Here is a 15,864-nt window from a genome sequence, read left to right on the forward strand (position 1 = left end):
CCCCGGGAGTACCGGACACATCCACCACGACCCCCACCTCATCCGCTCCGAGCGGCTCCAGGATCGCGAACTGCGAATCAAGCAGCGCGGCGGGCATGAAGTGCCCCCGCCGGGCAGCCACCCGCTCCGCGACAAGCCCCTGCTCACCGGCGAGGTGCACGAACACCACACCGGGCGCGGCACTCCGCAGCCGATCCCGGTACACCCGCTTCAGCGCCGAACAGCTCACCACCCCACCCAGCCCGGCCCGCCCGTGCGCCCACTCGCCGATGGCGTCGAGCCACGGCCAACGGTCGTCGTCGGTCAGCGGGATCCCCGCCGTCATCTTGCGGATGCTGGCCGACGAGTGGAAGTCGTCGGCCTCGGCGTACGGAACGCCGAGCCGTGCCGCGAGCAGGAGACCGACGGTGGTCTTCCCGGTGCCCGAGACACCCATGACCACAACGACGCGGGTGGTGTACGGCTGCTGCATGAACGCAATGAAACGCAATAGATAAGACAAATTCAAGGGTAGAACAACAATAAGTCTGACTTTTTATGGTTGTGACGTACCAAGTACGCTGAGTGTATGAGCACATCGGACCGGGGGCTGCACGGCCATGTACTGGGCACCCTCGGGCCGGCGATCACCGCGGGCGAATACCCGCCGGGCAGCGTGCTGCGCACGGACGAACTGGCCCAGCGGTTCGAGGTGTCCCGTTCGGTGATGCGGGAGGCGGTCCGGGTCCTGGAGTCGATGCACCTGGTCGAGTCCCGCCGCCGGGTCGGCGTCACGGTCCGCCCCAAGGCCGAGTGGAACGTCTACGACCCCCAGGTCATCCGCTGGCGGCTGGCGGGCGCCGACCGCCCGCAGCAACTGCGCTCCCTCACCGTGCTGCGCTCCGCCGTCGAACCGGTCGCCGCGGGCCTCGCCGCCAGGTTCGCCACCGCCGAGCAGTGCGCAAAGCTCACGGAGAGCGCGCTCGGCATGGTCGCCAACTCGCGCGGACACCGGCTGGAGGGCTATCTGCTCCACGACGTGGCCTTCCACCGCGTGATCCTGGAGGCCTCGGGCAACGAGATGTTCGCCCGCCTCGGCGACGTCGTCGCGGAGGTCCTGGCCGGCCGCACCCATCACGAGATCATGTTCGACGACCCCGACCCGGCCGCCGTCACCCTGCACGTACGGGTCGCCGAGGCGGTCCGTGAGGGCGACGGCGAGCGCGCCGAGCGCCTCACCCGGGAGATCGCGGTGGGCGCCCTTCAGGAACTGGACGTCCTCGCGCCCTGAACGCCGTCCCCGGGGTCCTCGTCGATGTCCCCGTCGACGTACACCCACGCCCCGTCGACCCGCTCGAACCGGCTCCGCTCGCACAGCGAACCGCCCCGGTAGGAAGCCCGGAAGGTGACGGTCCCGGTGGTGTGGAACGCCGTACCGTCGCCCGTGCCGGTGATCTCCAGCCCTGTCCACCGCATCCCGGGGTCGAACCCGATCCGGGCGGGGCGGGTGCGCGGATGCCAGGTGCGCAGGAGGTAGGGCTCGTCCTGCCGTACGAAGGCGCTGTACCGGGAGCGCATCAGGGCCTCGGCGGTCGGCGCCGCCGCCTCACCCCGGTGGAACCGGCCGCAGCACTTCTCGTACGGCTCCGCGAGACCGCACGGACACGCGGAGCTCCGGACATGGGCGGCGGGGCGCTGCCGCCGGGGGTGCGCAGTACGTCGGGCCATGCCCGCCATTCTCCCGCACCGCCCTGACCCGCCCCGCGCCCATCCGCTATCCGGCGGACGGCGGATAGGAGGGCCTGGCAGGCACCCGAGGGCCTCCCAGGACCGGCGGCGCACTCTGCTGAGCCCCCTGAGTGCCCTGAGCGGTTCCCTGGGCGCCCGGGACCCCCTGTGTCGTCCCCTGAGGCCTCGGCGGAAGCAACGAGGGCGGCGCGGGCGGCGAAGGCTGCGAGGGCGGCGGGGAAAGCGACGGCAGCGGGGGCAGCGCCCCCTCGTAGAGCCACGCGGTGAACAGGTCGTCCAGCGGCTCCGCCGTGAACCGCCCCACGTACGACGTGAACGTGGCCGTGCTCACCGACCCGCCCCGGTGCAGCCCGACCCAGCCGCGCAGCATCCGGAAGAACGCGTCGTCGCCGAGCGCGCACCGGACCGCGTGCACGGCGAGTCCGCCGCGCTGATACAGCCGGTCGTCGAACATCAGCTTGCGCCCGGGATCGGCGAGCACCAGATCCTGCGGCCGCCCGGACAGCAACCGATGCGCGACCGCAGCCAGTTGCTGCGCACTGCGCCCACCGGACCGCTCGGACCACAGCCACTCCGCGTACTTGGCGAACCCCTCGTTCAGCCAGATGTGCCGCCAGTCCGCGATGGACACACTGTTGCCGAACCACTGGTGGGCCAGCTCGTGCGCGACGAGCCGCTCCGAACTCCGGGCCCCGTCCACGTGGTTGGCGCCGAACAGGGACAACCCCTGTGCCTCGACGGGCACATCGAGTTCCTCCTCGGTCACCACGACCGCGTACTCACCGAACGGATACGGCCCGAACAGCCCCTGGAACAGCTCCATCATGGCGGGCTGGCGTGCGAAGTCCCGGGAGAACTCGGGCAGCAACTCGGCCGGGATGTGCCCGTGTTGGGGCACACCGCCCAGCCCGGGGTCACCGAGCAGGACGGTCTGGTACTTCCCGATCGACAGCCCGACGAGATAACTCGACGTCGGCGCGGACTGCTCGTACACCCACGTCGTGGTCGAGGCCTTGGTCGTCCGGGTCAGCAGCCGCCCGCCCGCCACCACCGAGTACGCGGACGGCGTCGTGATCGAGATCTGGTAGGACGCCTTGTCGGCGGGCCGGTCGTTGCACGGGTACCAGGACGGCGCCCCGATCGGCTGGCTCGCCACCAGCGCCCCGTCCTCCAGCTCCTCCCAGCCGATCCCGCCCCAGGGGCTGCTGACCGGCTTGGGGTTGCCCGCCCAGTGCACCTCGACGGTGAACGCGGCCCCGGTCCGCAGCGGCTTGAGCGGGCGGATGCGCAGCCGCCCGCCCCGGTGCGTGTAGTGCGCCGTCTTGCCGTCCACCCGAACCCGGCCGATCTTGAAGTCGCCCAGGTTGAGCTGGAATTCGGCGAGCGAGGACCGGCCCGCTATCGCGTTGATACGGGCCGTGCCCGACAGCCGGTTCGGGCCGGGACGGTAGTCCAGCGCGAGCTCGTACCGGTGCACCCGGTAACGGGGGTCACCGTTTGCCGGAAAATACGGGTCCGAACCCACTGTCTGCTGAACGCTCACTGCTGAGTCTGCTCCCTGCGCTGTGCTCGTACGAGGTGCCGGAGATGAACCCACCCCCGCTCCGGTACCCGAACGAGTCGTGCCCACCGCTTTCAGGAACGCCATGACTCGATCGGGTTGCCCAGCCAGCGGGTGTCGTCGGGAACGGACTCCGCCGCCATGACCAGCGACGCGGGCCCCAGAGTGGACCGGGCCCCGACCGTGGAACCGGGCAGGACGATCCCGCCAGGACCCAGCGTCGCGCCCTCTCGGAGGACCACAGTATCCGTCCGCAAGATCCGGTCGTGGAAGAGGTGTGTCTGGAGCACGCATCCCCGGTTAACTGTTGAGGCGTCCTCCAAGGTCACCAGGTCCGTCTCGGGCAGCCAATAGCTCTCCACCCAGACCCCCTTTCCGATGTGCGCCCCGAGCCCCCGCAGCCACGCCGACAGCACGGGCGTACCGGGCACGGCGCCCGCCAGCCACGGTACGGCGACGACCTCGACGAAGGTGTCCGCCAGCTCGTTGCGCCACACGAACCCGCTCCACAGCGGATGCTCACCGGCATGGTGGCGCCCCACGAGCGTCCACTTGGCGACGATGGACATCAGACAGCCGACCACGCCGACCCCGAGCAGCACGAGTCCGCCCGCCAGCCAGAACCACGCGCCGAGCACACTGAACGCGGCCACCGTCAGTACGGCCAGCCCCGCCGAGCAGAACACCGGCACGATCCGGAACAGCTCCACCAGCGCCCGCGCCCAGAGCAGATGCGCCGGCGGGTCGTACGTACGGCTCTGGTCGCTGTCCGCCGCCGCACGGGGCAGCTTCATCGGCGGCAGGCCCAGATAGGAGCTGCCCTTCTTGGCCTTCTTCGGCGTGGCCGACAGAACCCCGACCAGCCCGCCGTCGGGCACCGAGCGGCCCGGCGCGGTCATCCCGGAGTTCCCCAGGAAGGCCCGCCGCCCGATCTCGGCCCGCCCGATCCGCAGCCAGCCGCCACCGAGCTCGTACGGCGCGGTCAGGGTGTCGTCGGCCAGGAAGGCGCCCTCGCCGACGGTCGTCAGGCTCGGCAGCGCCAGCACGGTCGACACCTCGGCGCCGCGCCCGATCCGCATCCCGAGCAGCCGCAGCCACACCGGCGTGATCAGCCCGGCGTACAGCGGGAACAGCGTCTGGCGGGAGCGGTCCATGAGCTGCGTGACCGTCCAGGCCTGCCAGCCGATCCGGCTGTGCGTGGGGTGCGTACCCTCGCGCAGGCCCAGGCTCAGCAGCCGTACGGCGATCAGGAGCCCGCCAGCGTACGCGAGACCGAACGCCAGCGTGGCCGGGACCAGCGCGAGCGCGAGGCCGCGCAGAGCGGTTCCGAGCCCGGCGTCCGGGTCGACGAACAGGCCCGCGACCAGCAGCGCGACCGCGCCCGCCACGACCGGCAGCATGCTCAGCGCGAACCCGGTGAGGCCGTACATGACCCGCCAGGCCCGCCCGCGCTGCGGACGTTCCTTGGGCCAGTTCCGCTTGGCCTTGCCGAGCTTGTGGGCGGGCGCGCCGGCCCACCGCTGCCCGGTCGGCACCGTACCGACGACCGCCGACCCCGGCGCCACCTCGGCCCGCTTGCCGACCCGGGCTCCCGGGAAGAGCAGGCTGCGCGTCCCGACGACAGCGCCGGCACCCACCTTGACCTGCCCGATCTCCAGCCGGTCCCCGTCCAGCCAGTGCCCGGACAGATCGACCTCGGACTCGACGGCGCAGCCACGCCCCAGCTTGAGCATCCCGGTGACCGGGGGCAGCGAGTGGAGGTCGACCTCCGCGCCGACCTTGCAGCCCAGCGCCCGCGCGTACCGCTCCAGCCAGCCGCCGGTCAGCGAGGTCGCCCCGCTGAAGTCGGCGAGCCGCTCGGCGGTCCACAGCCGCAGATGCACACTGCCACCGCGCGGATACCGGCCGGGCTTCACACCGCGCAGCAGCAGCCGGGCCCCGCCGGCCGCCAGAGCGAGCCGTCCGGGCGGGCTGAAGAGCACGGCGGCCCCGGCCGCCACCGCCCACCACGAGGTGACCGGCGCCCACGGATAGGCCCCGAACAGGTGCAGTACGTTCGCGGCGGCGGCCAGCGCGACCGCCCACCGCAGCCCGAGCAGGGTGAACAGGGGGATCAGCACCAGAAGCTGGATGGCCTTGGCGCGCAGGGGCACCGGTGCGATGACCCGGCTGCCGTTGTCGTCCTGGGAGGACTCCTCCAGATGCCGGGCGAGCTGGCGCAGCACCGGCTGCTGGTAGATGTCGAGGACGGCCGCGCTGGGGTAGCGCGTCCGCAGCCTGGTGGTGAGCTGGGCGGCGCCGAGACTGCTGCCGCCGATCGCGAAGAAGTCGTCGTCGGCGCTGCCCACGGTGATGCCGAGGACCTCGCTCCACTGCTCGGCGAGCCAGGCCTCGGTGCCGTACAGGACGGCGGCGGGGCCGGTCTCCAGGCCCTCCAGCGGCCAGGGCAGGGCGTTGCGGTCGACCTTGCCGGACGTACGCGTCGGCAGGTCTTCGACCGGCGCGAGCAGCGGCACGAGGGCGGCGGGCAGCTCGGCGCGCAGCCGCTCGACGGCGGCGGCGTGGTCCCACCCGTCCTGCGTGACGACGTACCCGACGAGCAGCTGGTTGCCGCTGCGCGCGGTCCGTACGGCGGCGGCGGCACCCGCGACCCCGGGCAGCGCCTGGAGCGCCGAGTCGACCTCGCCCAGCTCGATCCTGCGCCCGCCGAGCTTGATCTGCTCGTCGGCCCGCCCGAGGAAGATCAGCCCCTCCGGCTCGGCCTTGACGAGGTCACCGCTGCGATAGGCGCGCTCCCAGCCGAGGGACTCGAGCGGCGCGTACTTCTCGGCGTCCTTCTCGGCGTCGAGATACCGCGCGAGCCCGACCCCGCCGATCACGAGCTGCCCACTGGCGCCCATGGCGACGGGCTCCCCGGCCTCGTCGACGACGGCGAGCTCCCAGCCGTTCAGGGGCAGCCCGATACGGATCGGCTCCTCGCCGGTCATCAGGGAGGCGCAGGCGACGACGGTGGCCTCGGTGGGCCCGTAGGTGTTCCACACCTCGCGCCCCTCGGTCACCAGCCGCTGCACCAGCTCGGGCGGGCATGCCTCACCGCCGAAGATCAGCAGCCGTACGTCGTTGAGGGTCTCGGGCTCCCACAGCGCGGCCAGCGTCGGCACGGTGGAGACGACGGAGATCTCCTGCTCGACCAGCCAGGGCCCCAGATCGGCCCCGCTGCGGACCTGGGAGCGCGGTACGGGCACCAGACAGGCCCCGTAGCGCCAGGCCAGCCACATCTCCTCGCAGGAGGCGTCAAAGGCCACGGAGAGCCCCGCCATGACCCGGTCGCCGGGCCCCACGGGATCGTCGGCGAGGAACAGCGCGGCCTCGGCGTCCACGAAGGCGGCGGCACTGCGGTGAGTGACGGCGACACCCTTGGGCTTTCCGGTGGAACCGGAGGTGAAGATGACCCAGGCGTCGTGCTCGATCCCGGGCCGGTGCGCGGAAACCTCACTGCGGGCCCCGGGCACGGTGATCTCGCACTCGGCCCCGACGACGGCCCGTACGTCAGCCTCCCCGAACACCAGCTCGGCCCGCTCGTCCGGGTCCTCGGCGTCCACGGGAACGTAGGCGGCACCGGCGGCGAGCACGGCCAGGATGGCGACGTACAGTTCATTGGTCCCGGACGGCACCCGGACCCCGACCCGGTCCCCGAGCCCGACACCCGCGGCGCTCAGCCGGCGCCGTACGGCCTCGACCTCAGCGGCCAGCGCCCGGTAGGTGAGCGCGGTGGAGCCGTCGTCCAGGGCGGGTTCGTTGGGGTACGAACGTACGGCGGCGTCGAAGATGTCGACGAGCGTCCGCGGTGAGGCGGCGCCCCCCGCGGAGAAACGTGCCCTGTCGCCGAACCGCTCGCGGATCTCTTCTTCGAGCAGACCGAGAGCACTGCTCTCGTGTGTGGCTGCCATCAGTCCTCGCGTCTCGTTCCCGGAAACCTCCGGGTCGCTGGCGGGGCCCGCAGGTGTGCCTGGGGTTGTCCGGCTCCAGCTCCGTTCCGTAACAAGCCGGAAATTTTAGTACGAGCCTAGGCTCGCGCCAGTACGCCTGCCACATGGGCGCGCCGCGAGAGGGCCGGGCGGGAGGTACCGGAAACAAGCGCCGACGCCCCTGACCTGGTGATCTTCGTTCAGTGCCCGGCCGGACGAGATTTCGCCCACACTCGGCAGAAATACCGCCAAACCGGTCAGTGGGCGGTCCGTTTCCGGTTGCCCCGTAAGGGGCTGACGAGATGCTGAAACGCGAAAGACCCCACCGTGAGTGGGGTCTCAGCAACTCGATGAGAGTAAGTGTCCGAGGGGGGACTTGAACCCCCACGCCCGATAAAGGGCACTAGCACCTCAAGCTAGCGCGTCTGCCATTCCGCCACCCGGACAAGGTGTCTGTCGCGCGGGGTTCCCCCCGTGGCGACGAAGGAAACATTACCAGGCTTTCCGGGGTGGCCGATCACCCCCTGTCGTCGCGTGAACGGTGTGTGACGGGCCTGGACCGGTCTTGGGGCGTGCCGGGCCGGAGAGGGAGGATGTGGGGTGACCACCAGCAGGAACAGTGGGAGGTAGCAGCGTGAGCGGGACGGGCAGGACAGATTCGGCCGAGTACGTCACCGGCGAGGGCGAGGTCGTGGACCTCTGTCGCGAGCTCATCCAGATCGACACCAGCAACTTCGGCGACCACTCCGGGCCGGGCGAGCGCAAGGCCGCCGAGTACATCGCCGAGAAGCTCGCCGAGGTGGGTCTGGAGCCGCAGATCTTCGAGTCGCACAAGGGGCGCGCCTCCACCGTGGCCCGGATCGAGGGCGAGGACCGGTCCCGGCCGGCGCTGCTCATCCACGGCCACACCGACGTCGTACCGGCCAACGCGGCGGACTGGACCCACCACCCCTTCTCGGGCGAGGTCGCGGACGGGTGCGTGTGGGGCCGGGGCGCGGTCGACATGAAGGACATGGACGCGATGACCCTCGCGGTCGTCCGCGACCGGCTGCGCACCGGCCGCAAGCCCCCGCGCGACATCGTCCTCGCCTTCCTCGCGGACGAGGAGGCCGGCGGTACGTGGGGCGCGCGGCACCTCGTGGACAAGCACCCCGACCTGTTCGAGGGCGTGACCGAGGCGATCGGCGAGGTCGGCGGGTTCTCCTTCACCGTCAACGAGGACCTGCGGCTCTATCTGGTGGAGACGGCCCAGAAGGGCATGCACTGGATGAAGCTGACCGTCGACGGCACCGCCGGACACGGCTCGATGATCCACAAGGACAACGCGATCACCGAACTGTCGGAGGCGGTCGGCCGCCTCGGCCGGCACAAGTTCCCGGTCCGGGTCACCAAGACGCTCCGCCACTTCCTCGACGAACTCGGTGACGCGCTGGGCACCGAGCTGGACCCCGAGAACATGGACGCGACGCTCGCCAAGCTCGGCGGCATCGCCAAGCTGATCGGCGCCTCGCTGCAGAACACCGCCAACCCGACCCAGCTGGGCGCCGGTTACAAGGTCAACGTCATTCCCGGCCAGGCCACCGCGCACGTCGACGCCCGTTATCTGCCCGGCTACGAGGAGGAGTTCCTCGCCGACCTGGACCGCATTCTCGGCCCCAACGTGAAGCGCGAGGACGTCCACTCGGACAAGGCCCTGGAGACCTCCTTCGACGGGGCACTCGTGGACGCCATGCAGACCGCGCTGGTCGCCGAGGACCCGATCGCCCGGGCCGTGCCCTACATGCTGTCGGCCGGCACCGACGCCAAGTCCTTCGCGGACCTCGGTATCCGCTGCTTCGGCTTCGCACCGCTCAAGCTGCCGCCGGAGCTGGACTTCGCGGGCATGTTCCACGGTGTTGACGAACGAGTGCCGGTCGACGCGCTGAAGTTCGGGGTGCGTGTCCTCGACCGCTTCATCGAGGCATCCTGATTCCGTTGCCGGGCCTGGGTTCCGGTGGGTCCCACCGGATTCCCAACACCCCTGGATCCGCCCCGAATTACCCGATTGAACGACACTCCAATAATCGTCCGCATGTGCGTGGCTGACTGAGAAGAGTGAATGCGCTCATAGGGTCGTAGCCCTAATGCCCCCTCCTCGTTACTGGTGATGCGGTCCGCTACTGCCGGATCGCATTGCCTACAAGGAGGAATAATGATCAAGAAGGTCGTCGCCGCTGTGGCTGCCACTGGCGGTCTGGTTCTCGCGGGCGCGGGCCTGGCCGTCGCCGACGCGGGTGCTCAGGGTGCTGCCGTGGGCTCCCCGGGTGTTCTGTCCGGCAACGTCGTCCAGGTTCCCGTTCACGTCCCGGTGAACGTCTGCGGCAACACGATCTCCGTGATCGGGCTGCTGAACCCCGCCTTCGGCAACACCTGCGTCAACAACTGATGCCGCACCTCACTTCGTGAGGTTCTGACTCCGAGCGAGTCTGAGCCTGTCGGCCCCGGAACGCCTTTCGCGCTCCGGGGCCGACAGGTCGTTCCGGAAGGTTCACGACACAGCATGTGAAAGCAGGGATGCAGCAATGCGAGAGGTCACCCGCAAGGGCCTGATGACCGTGGCGGCGGCGACAGGAGTGATGGCCGCCGCAGGCGGCGCCCAGGCACACGCGGACTCGGGGGCGAGCGCCGCAGCCTCCAACTCACCCGGCGTGCTCTCCGGCAACACGGTGAGTGCGCCGGTGAGCGTTCCGGTCAACGCCTGCGGCAACACCGTGAGCGTCGTCGGACTGCTCAACCCGGCGATGGGCAACAAGTGCGGCAACGGCGGAGGCGGCGGCAGCCACGGCTCACCGGGCGGCCACGGCCACCAGGGCAACCACGGCGGTCAGGGCAACCACGGTAGTCATGGCGGCCAGGGTGGTCATGGCGGCCACGGCTCGTCCGGCGGTTACGGCGACGACGGCGGTTACGGCGGTTACGGCGGACACGGTTCGTCGGGCGGTCACGGCTCACCCGGAGGGGGCTACGGCTCTCCCGGAGGGTACGGCGGCTACGGCGGTCACGACGGGTACGGCGGCCAGGGCGGGTACGGCGACTCGGGCACCCCGGGTGGCTTCGGGTACCCGGGACACCCGGGCAGCCCCGGCGGCTCCGGCGACTGGGCCGACTGGCAGGGCTGGGAGGGCTCGTACGCCGGCGGATACGCCATGGACTCGCCGGGCGTGGGGTCCGGCAACCACGTGGAGGCCCCGGTCGACGCCCCGGTCAACCTGTGCGGCAACTCCGTGAGCGTCGTCGGTCTTCTCAACCCGGCGATGGGCAACGACTGCGCGACCACCGGGGACCACATGGGCGGCGGCCACCCCGCGCCGCCTCCGGAAACCGACGAGCCGTGCACACCCCCGAGCCACGGCCACGAGACCCCGCCCCCCTACGGCGGTGAAGAGACGCCGCCTCCCGGTGGCGGTCACGAGACGCCGCCCCCGCCCGGGAAGCCGCAGCAGCCGGAAAGCCCCCAGCTTCCGGGCGGCCCCTCCGGGCCGGGAGCCCCGGGAACTCCCCAGCTCCCGGAGCACCCGCAGCCGCCGACCACCCCGGAACACCCGGGTCCCCCGGCCCAGCCGGGAACCCCGCACCACCCGGGAACACCGGCCCAGCCGGCCACTCCCGTCGGGCCGGGATCGCCGATCACGCCGCCCAGCACCTCGCACGGTGTGACGCCGCCGACCGGACCGACGTATGTCGACCAGAACGGCTCGCCGACCGTTCCGCAGCAGAGGGCCGCCGCGCAGCTCGCGCACACCGGCGGTGACCTGCCGCTGGGTGTCGCCCTGCCGGTGGGTGCGGGCATGCTGCTGGCGGGCACCGTGCTCTACCGCAAGGCACGCCCCTCGGCGTAGACCCGTACGGACATTTCGTTTCGGACATTCCGTACGAACACTGCGTACGAACATGAGGAACGCGCCGCTCGGTCACCCGGCGGCGTGCTGAACGGAGCGGGCCCCGCAGACGCGGGGCCCGCTCCGTTTCGGTCGTTTCACCTCACCACGTGGCGCGTACCTGGCGGATGATCCGCCGGCGCAACCGCACCCTGCGGCTGCCGTCACGCAGCAGGCTGAGGCGGTCCAGCTCCCAGTGTCCGTACTCGGCATGGTCAGTGAGCAGACGTGTGGCTTCCTTGCGGGTGACCCCGCGTGGTACGTACACGTCGACAAATTCGTATTCCGGCATCGCATCTATTGTGCGGGCAGAGGCCCGGTACGGATAGCGTCTGCACTATGTCTGATGCTGCGCAGCCCACCGCTGCCGAGGTACGCGCCGCCGCCGAGGCGGTCAAGACCGCGCTCGACCGCCACCTGGCGGCGGTCGAACGCCGGTCGGGGGAGGACGACCCCGATGTCTATGAGGCGTTCAACCAACTGGCCGCTGCCGCCGAGGTGTACGACGAGCTGCTCTACGACCGCTACGACGAGGTCACCCCCTTCGAGATCCCGGGTACGGACGACGCTCTGCCGCCCTACGCGGGCCCCGAGGAGCCGAACGCGCTGAGTGTGCTCATCCGCCGCGACTACGCCGTGGTGGATCCGCAACGGCTGCTTGTGCAGGCGCAGCGGGTCGAGTCCGTGGACGACGACGGCGTGGGCGCCGATGTCGCCGGCACGGTGCACGGGGCGCTGGGCATCCTGTTCGGCGAGTTCGAGCCGGACGAGATCGCCTCCCGGCACAAGGAGTTCGGCCTGGAGGAGGCCGACTCCACACTGTGGGTGACGGCCTCCGACGAGCCGGCCGACCCCGGTGAGTGGCTGGAGGCCCCCTTCGACCAGGTCGACGCGGAACGGGTGGTCTGCCGGTTCGACGTCAGCGCGGTCTTCGACGACGACGCCGACGACGTCATCGAGGACGACGACCTGCTGGAGGACGAGCTCGACCCCGACGCCGACCTGGAACCACTGGACGCCGATCGCCGGCGATAACCGGGCGTCCGGCGTCCGGCGGCCAGGAGTCCGGACAGCGGCGGTCATGGGAGGCGGGACTTCCCATGACCGCCGCTGTCGTTCGCCCCGGTCCGTTGGCCGGCCGGTGCGGTTCGCCCTCGGGCCCGCCGGCCTGCCGGCCCCGCTCGCCGGTTCGCTCGCTGGCCCCGCTCGGCGGTACGCCTGCTGGCCTGCTGGCTCCGCTCGCCGGTTCGCCTGCTGGCCCGCCCGTTCACGTGGCCGGCGGCACCTGGGCTCTGAGCAGGCCCGGCAGTCGCGTCGTACGCGCCTTCGCCGGGACCTCCGCCACCGCGCGGGGCAGCGCCTGGTCCACGCCGTGCACCACGGAGAGGTGACGCTCCGCGCGGCTGAAGGCCGTGTAGACCCAGCGCCGGGTGAGCGACCCGGCCGCGTCCCCGGGCAGCACCACCACGGCGGCCGGCCAGTGCAGCCCGGCCGCCTGGTGCGCGGTGAGCGCCCACCCGTGCCGCACGCTCAGTTCGACCCGCTCCTTCGGTACGACCACGGCGGCGCCGTCGCACTCCAGGTGCAGCCCGTCCGCGTCGGCCCTGACGACCTGCCCGGACACCGTCCGCCCCGGGGCGGGGGAGTACGCGATCCGGTCGCCCGGGTCGAAGCCGCCGAAGCGGCCCGGGCCGGGGTTCAGCCGCTCCTTCAGGGCGGCGTTGAGCGCGCGCGTGCCGGCCGCCCCGCCGTGCCCGGGCGTGATCACCTGGGTCTGCTCCGGCGGTACCCCGAGCGCTCTGGGCACCGAGTCCGCGACGAGCTGCACGGTCCGGTGCACCGCCTCGCCCGCGTCCCGCACAGGGACGATCACGACCTCCTTGCCGGGCGCCTCGACCTGGGTGAGCTCGCCGACGGAGACGCCCGAGACGAGTTCCCCGATGGGGCCGGGATCGGGCGTGCGCGAAACGATGTGCGGGCACGCGCGTGCGGCGAGCAGATCGGCGAACACCCGCCCCGGCCCCGCCGACCACAGCACCGCCGGATCACCGCTCAGCAGCAGCCTGGCGCCGTCGGGCAGCGACTCCACGAGCATCGCCGCGCTCTCCACGTCGAGCTGCGGCGCGTCCAGCACGACCAGCAGATCGAGTTCGAACGCTCCCTCGGCGTCCCGCCCGGGCCCCTCGGCCCCGGCCAGCAGCCCCGCGACGGTGACGACGGACTCCGGCACCGACACCGACTCCGACTCCGACTCCGACTCCGACTCCGACTCCGACAGTGGCTCCGGCTCCCCCGTGAGAAGCGCGGCGAAACGGTGGCGCCCGACGGTGGTGTGGGCCGCCGCGCAGACCCGCAGGCCCAGGGAACGGGCCGCGGTGACGAGGGCGGCCGGTTCGGCGCGCGCCGTGTCGCCGCCGGTGTGCAGCACGATCCCGTGCCCGGCGACGGCACGGATCAACTCGGCCGCGGAACGGGACCTCTGTGCCCCGGCCGACGACTCCCAGTCCTCGGCCACCTCCTTGGGCAGCGAGTTGACGATCCGGGCCAGCCCGTCGGCGAGGCTCTCCTCGGCGAGCGCGTACCGCTCAAGCCCGATGAGCACGCGAACGGGGCGCTCGGCGACCTCGTCGTCCTCGCTGTCCTCGTCGCCCCGTCCGGGTCCGGGCGCCGGGGTTCCGGCCCCCGTCCCCGCCGCTTCCTCGATCGCGTCCTGGAACTCCAGGGCCTCGCCCTCGGCGACCGCGCTCTGTACGGCGCCGTCCGGGTCGGGCACACCGCGCTGGGCGAGCGCGGCGCCGAGGGCGGAGGCGTCCAGCACCGTGTGTCCGGCCAGGGCGGCCTGCTCCAGCAGCCACACCGTGAGCGCCCGGCCCCGCCGCTCGTCGTCCGGACCGCACCCGGCGCCGAGCAACGCCCGCGCGAACCCGTCGGCCTGCTCCGGCCGCACCCCGGCGACCCGGAGCAACTGCCAGGGGTCCGCGCGCAGTTGTCCGTCGGCTCCGTCGCCGAGCGCCGAGACGACCTGCGGTGCGAGTGAGTCCGGCGCGCCCCCTTCGGTCAGTAGGCCCCGCACGGCGCCGATGGCTTCCGGGTCGCCCGCGACGGGCGCGGTTGGCGCGGTTGGCGCGACGGGCTCCGGCCGCCGGGCCGGAACGGCTGAGGAGGGCGCGGGGGAGGCGGCGACTCGCGGTTGTGCGGCAGGGGTCGCGGGCCTGGACGTGGGCTTGGACTCCGGTGCGCGGAAGGTGATGGCCGACGCGGGCTTCTCCCCGCTCTCCACGGCCCGGACGGCCGCCATCAGATCGGCGGCCGTACCGCTGAGCTTGGTGCCGCTCGCGATCGGGCCCTTCTTCTCGGCCTTGCGCCGCTCGATCCGCTCCCGGAGCTCCCGCTGAGCGGCCAGCTCCGCCTCGGCCTCGGACGGCTGCCCGGCGTCGGCGCCACTGTTGTCGGCGGTGCCGGGGGTTTCGCTGCTCTCAGCGCTCGCGGCGTGCTCGGCGCTCCCGGCGTTCCTTTCGTTCTCTGTCTGCTCGGTCGACGAGGCGTCCGCCGTGTCCTGGGCGGCCTCCTCGGAGGCGCCCGGGGTCCCCGGCTCGGCTTCCTCCGTGGTGTCGGGCTCCGTGCTCACAGCGTGCTCCAGTCGTGATCGGGATAGCGGTGCACAGGCGCCGACACGTCGTCGAGCGCCCGGCAGATCTCGTCAGGAAGACTAAGGGTCTCCACTGACAACGCGGCCGTGAGCTGCTGCGCGTTGCGCGCGCCGACGATGGGGGCGGCCACGCCGGGACGGTCGCGGATCCAGGCGAGCGCCACCTGCAACGGCGTCACCGCCAGTCCGTCCGCCGCGGTCCGCACCGCGTCCACGATGCGGCTCGCCGTGTCGTCGAGGTACGGGGCGACAAAGGGGGCCAGGTGCTCCGAGGCGCCCCGGGAGTCCGCGGGGGTCGAGTCGCGGTACTTGCCCGTGAGGACGCCGCGGCCGAGGGGTGAGGAGGGCAGGAGCCCGACACCCAGATCGAGTGCGGCGGGGAGCACCTCGCGTTCGATGCCGCGCTGGAGCAGCGAGTATTCCAGTTGGCTGCTGGACAGCCGGGTACGTATGCCTGGTGCCGCGAGCTGCCAGGTCGCCGCCTTGGCGAGTTGCCAGCCGCAGAAGTTGGAGACGCCGGCGTAGCGGGCGCGTCCGCTGCTGACGGCGAGGTCGAGGGCCTGGAGGGTCTCCTCCAGGGGGGTGTCGGGGTCGTAGGCGTGGATGTGCCAGACGTCCACGTAGTCCGTGCCGAGGCGGGTGAGGGAGGCGTCGAGGGCGGCGAGGAGGTGGCCGCGGGAGCCGTCGACACGGCGGTCCGGGTCGGGGACGCTGCCGGCCTTGGTCGAGATGACCAGGTCACGGCGGGGCACGAGCCCCTCCATGAGCCGTCCGAGCAGGTACTCGGCCTCTCCGTCGCCGTACACGTCCGCGGTGTCGACGAGGTTTCCGCCCGCTTCCCAGAACGCTTTCAACAGGGCCGCGGCGTCGTGCTCGTCGGTGTCCCGGCCCCATGTCAGGGTGCCGAGTCCGATTCGGGACACGCGCAGGCCGGTACGGCCGAGATGCCTCTGCTCCATGAACGCCGAGATTACTGGCCAGAACTGATCAAGTGGGTTGCCTGTGGACAACGGTTTTCTCCGCCCCCGCCGCCCTTTCCCG

At 71.8% G+C, this 15,864-nt stretch carries 12 protein-coding genes and 1 tRNA gene; 5 read left to right on the top strand and 8 right to left on the bottom strand.

Annotated elements, in window-relative coordinates; genetic code table 11:
• Positions 1-472, bottom strand: a 472-nt coding sequence (locus AOK08_RS36665; protein ID WP_055534154.1) for a gluconokinase, incomplete at its 3' end; no start/stop codon positions are given.
• A gap of 96 nt (positions 473-568) precedes the next feature.
• Here AOK08_RS36665 and AOK08_RS36670 point away from each other — a divergent pair.
• On the top strand, positions 569-1,270 hold the full coding sequence (locus tag AOK08_RS36670; RefSeq protein ID WP_055534156.1) for a FadR/GntR family transcriptional regulator: 702 nt from the start codon (positions 569-571) through the stop codon (positions 1,268-1,270).
• Here the strand turns inward: AOK08_RS36670 and AOK08_RS36675 are convergent.
• The 4 genes from AOK08_RS36675 to AOK08_RS36690 form a co-directional block, all read right to left on the bottom strand.
• The gene (locus AOK08_RS36675; protein WP_055534158.1) at positions 1,243-1,707 is read right to left on the bottom strand and encodes a YchJ family protein; all 465 of its coding nucleotides are present in this window, start codon (positions 1,705-1,707) and stop codon (positions 1,243-1,245) included. The two genes, AOK08_RS36670 and AOK08_RS36675, sit on opposite strands and share 28 nt — an antisense overlap.
• A 46-nt stretch (positions 1,708-1,753) precedes the next feature.
• A complete protein-coding gene (locus tag AOK08_RS36680) occupies positions 1,754-3,271 on the bottom strand; it encodes a M1 family metallopeptidase (protein WP_241827247.1) in 1,518 nt (505 codons plus the stop codon).
• Positions 3,272-3,363: 92 nt separating this feature from the next.
• Positions 3,364-7,239 carry a Pls/PosA family non-ribosomal peptide synthetase gene (locus AOK08_RS36685; protein WP_055534160.1) on the bottom strand — a complete coding sequence of 1,292 codons (3,876 nt, stop codon included), beginning with the start codon at positions 7,237-7,239 and terminating at the stop codon, positions 3,364-3,366.
• A 379-nt stretch (positions 7,240-7,618) separates the two neighbouring features.
• A tRNA-Leu gene (locus AOK08_RS36690) sits at positions 7,619-7,703 on the bottom strand.
• 188 nt (positions 7,704-7,891) lie between these two features.
• Here AOK08_RS36690 and AOK08_RS36695 point away from each other — a divergent pair.
• From AOK08_RS36695 to AOK08_RS36705, 3 genes are all read left to right on the top strand, one after another.
• Entirely contained in the window at positions 7,892-9,226 is a 1,335-nt protein-coding gene (locus tag AOK08_RS36695; protein ID WP_055534162.1) for a M20/M25/M40 family metallo-hydrolase, read from the top strand.
• Positions 9,227-9,448: 222 nt separating this feature from the next.
• Positions 9,449-9,682 carry a chaplin ChpH gene (chpH, locus tag AOK08_RS36700; RefSeq protein WP_055534164.1) on the top strand — a complete coding sequence of 78 codons (234 nt, stop codon included), beginning with the start codon at positions 9,449-9,451 and terminating at the stop codon, positions 9,680-9,682.
• 136 nt (positions 9,683-9,818) lie between these two features.
• Positions 9,819-11,135 (top strand): chaplin, encoded by a 1,317-nt coding sequence (locus tag AOK08_RS36705; RefSeq protein WP_055534166.1) that lies wholly within the window; start codon positions 9,819-9,821, stop codon positions 11,133-11,135.
• A 142-nt stretch (positions 11,136-11,277) separates the two neighbouring features.
• On the opposite strand, the gene AOK08_RS36710 is transcribed toward AOK08_RS36705, so the two are convergent.
• Positions 11,278-11,466, bottom strand: coding sequence for a DUF5703 family protein (locus AOK08_RS36710; protein WP_018549191.1), 189 nt, complete (start codon positions 11,464-11,466; stop codon positions 11,278-11,280).
• 47 nt (positions 11,467-11,513) lie between these two features.
• Between AOK08_RS36710 and AOK08_RS36715 the strand changes: the two genes are divergently transcribed.
• Complete coding sequence (locus tag AOK08_RS36715) at positions 11,514-12,209, top strand: hypothetical protein (RefSeq protein ID WP_055534168.1); 696 nt, start codon at positions 11,514-11,516, stop codon at positions 12,207-12,209.
• A gap of 232 nt (positions 12,210-12,441) precedes the next feature.
• Here AOK08_RS36715 and AOK08_RS36720 read toward each other — a convergent pair whose 3' ends face one another.
• Together AOK08_RS36720 and AOK08_RS36725 are read right to left on the bottom strand one after the other, a co-directional pair.
• The gene (locus AOK08_RS36720; RefSeq protein WP_055534170.1) at positions 12,442-14,802 is read right to left on the bottom strand and encodes a helix-hairpin-helix domain-containing protein; all 2,361 of its coding nucleotides are present in this window, start codon (positions 14,800-14,802) and stop codon (positions 12,442-12,444) included.
• Positions 14,799-15,782: an aldo/keto reductase gene (locus AOK08_RS36725; protein ID WP_055534172.1), complete on the bottom strand. Its 984-nt coding sequence runs from the start codon at positions 15,780-15,782 to the stop codon at positions 14,799-14,801. The genes AOK08_RS36720 and AOK08_RS36725 overlap by 4 nt, the downstream gene beginning before the upstream one ends.
• Positions 15,783-15,864: the final 82 nt, after the last annotated feature.

This window comes from Streptomyces graminilatus (genome assembly GCF_001418565.1).
GTDB lineage: Bacteria > Actinomycetota > Actinomycetes > Streptomycetales > Streptomycetaceae > Streptomyces > Streptomyces graminilatus.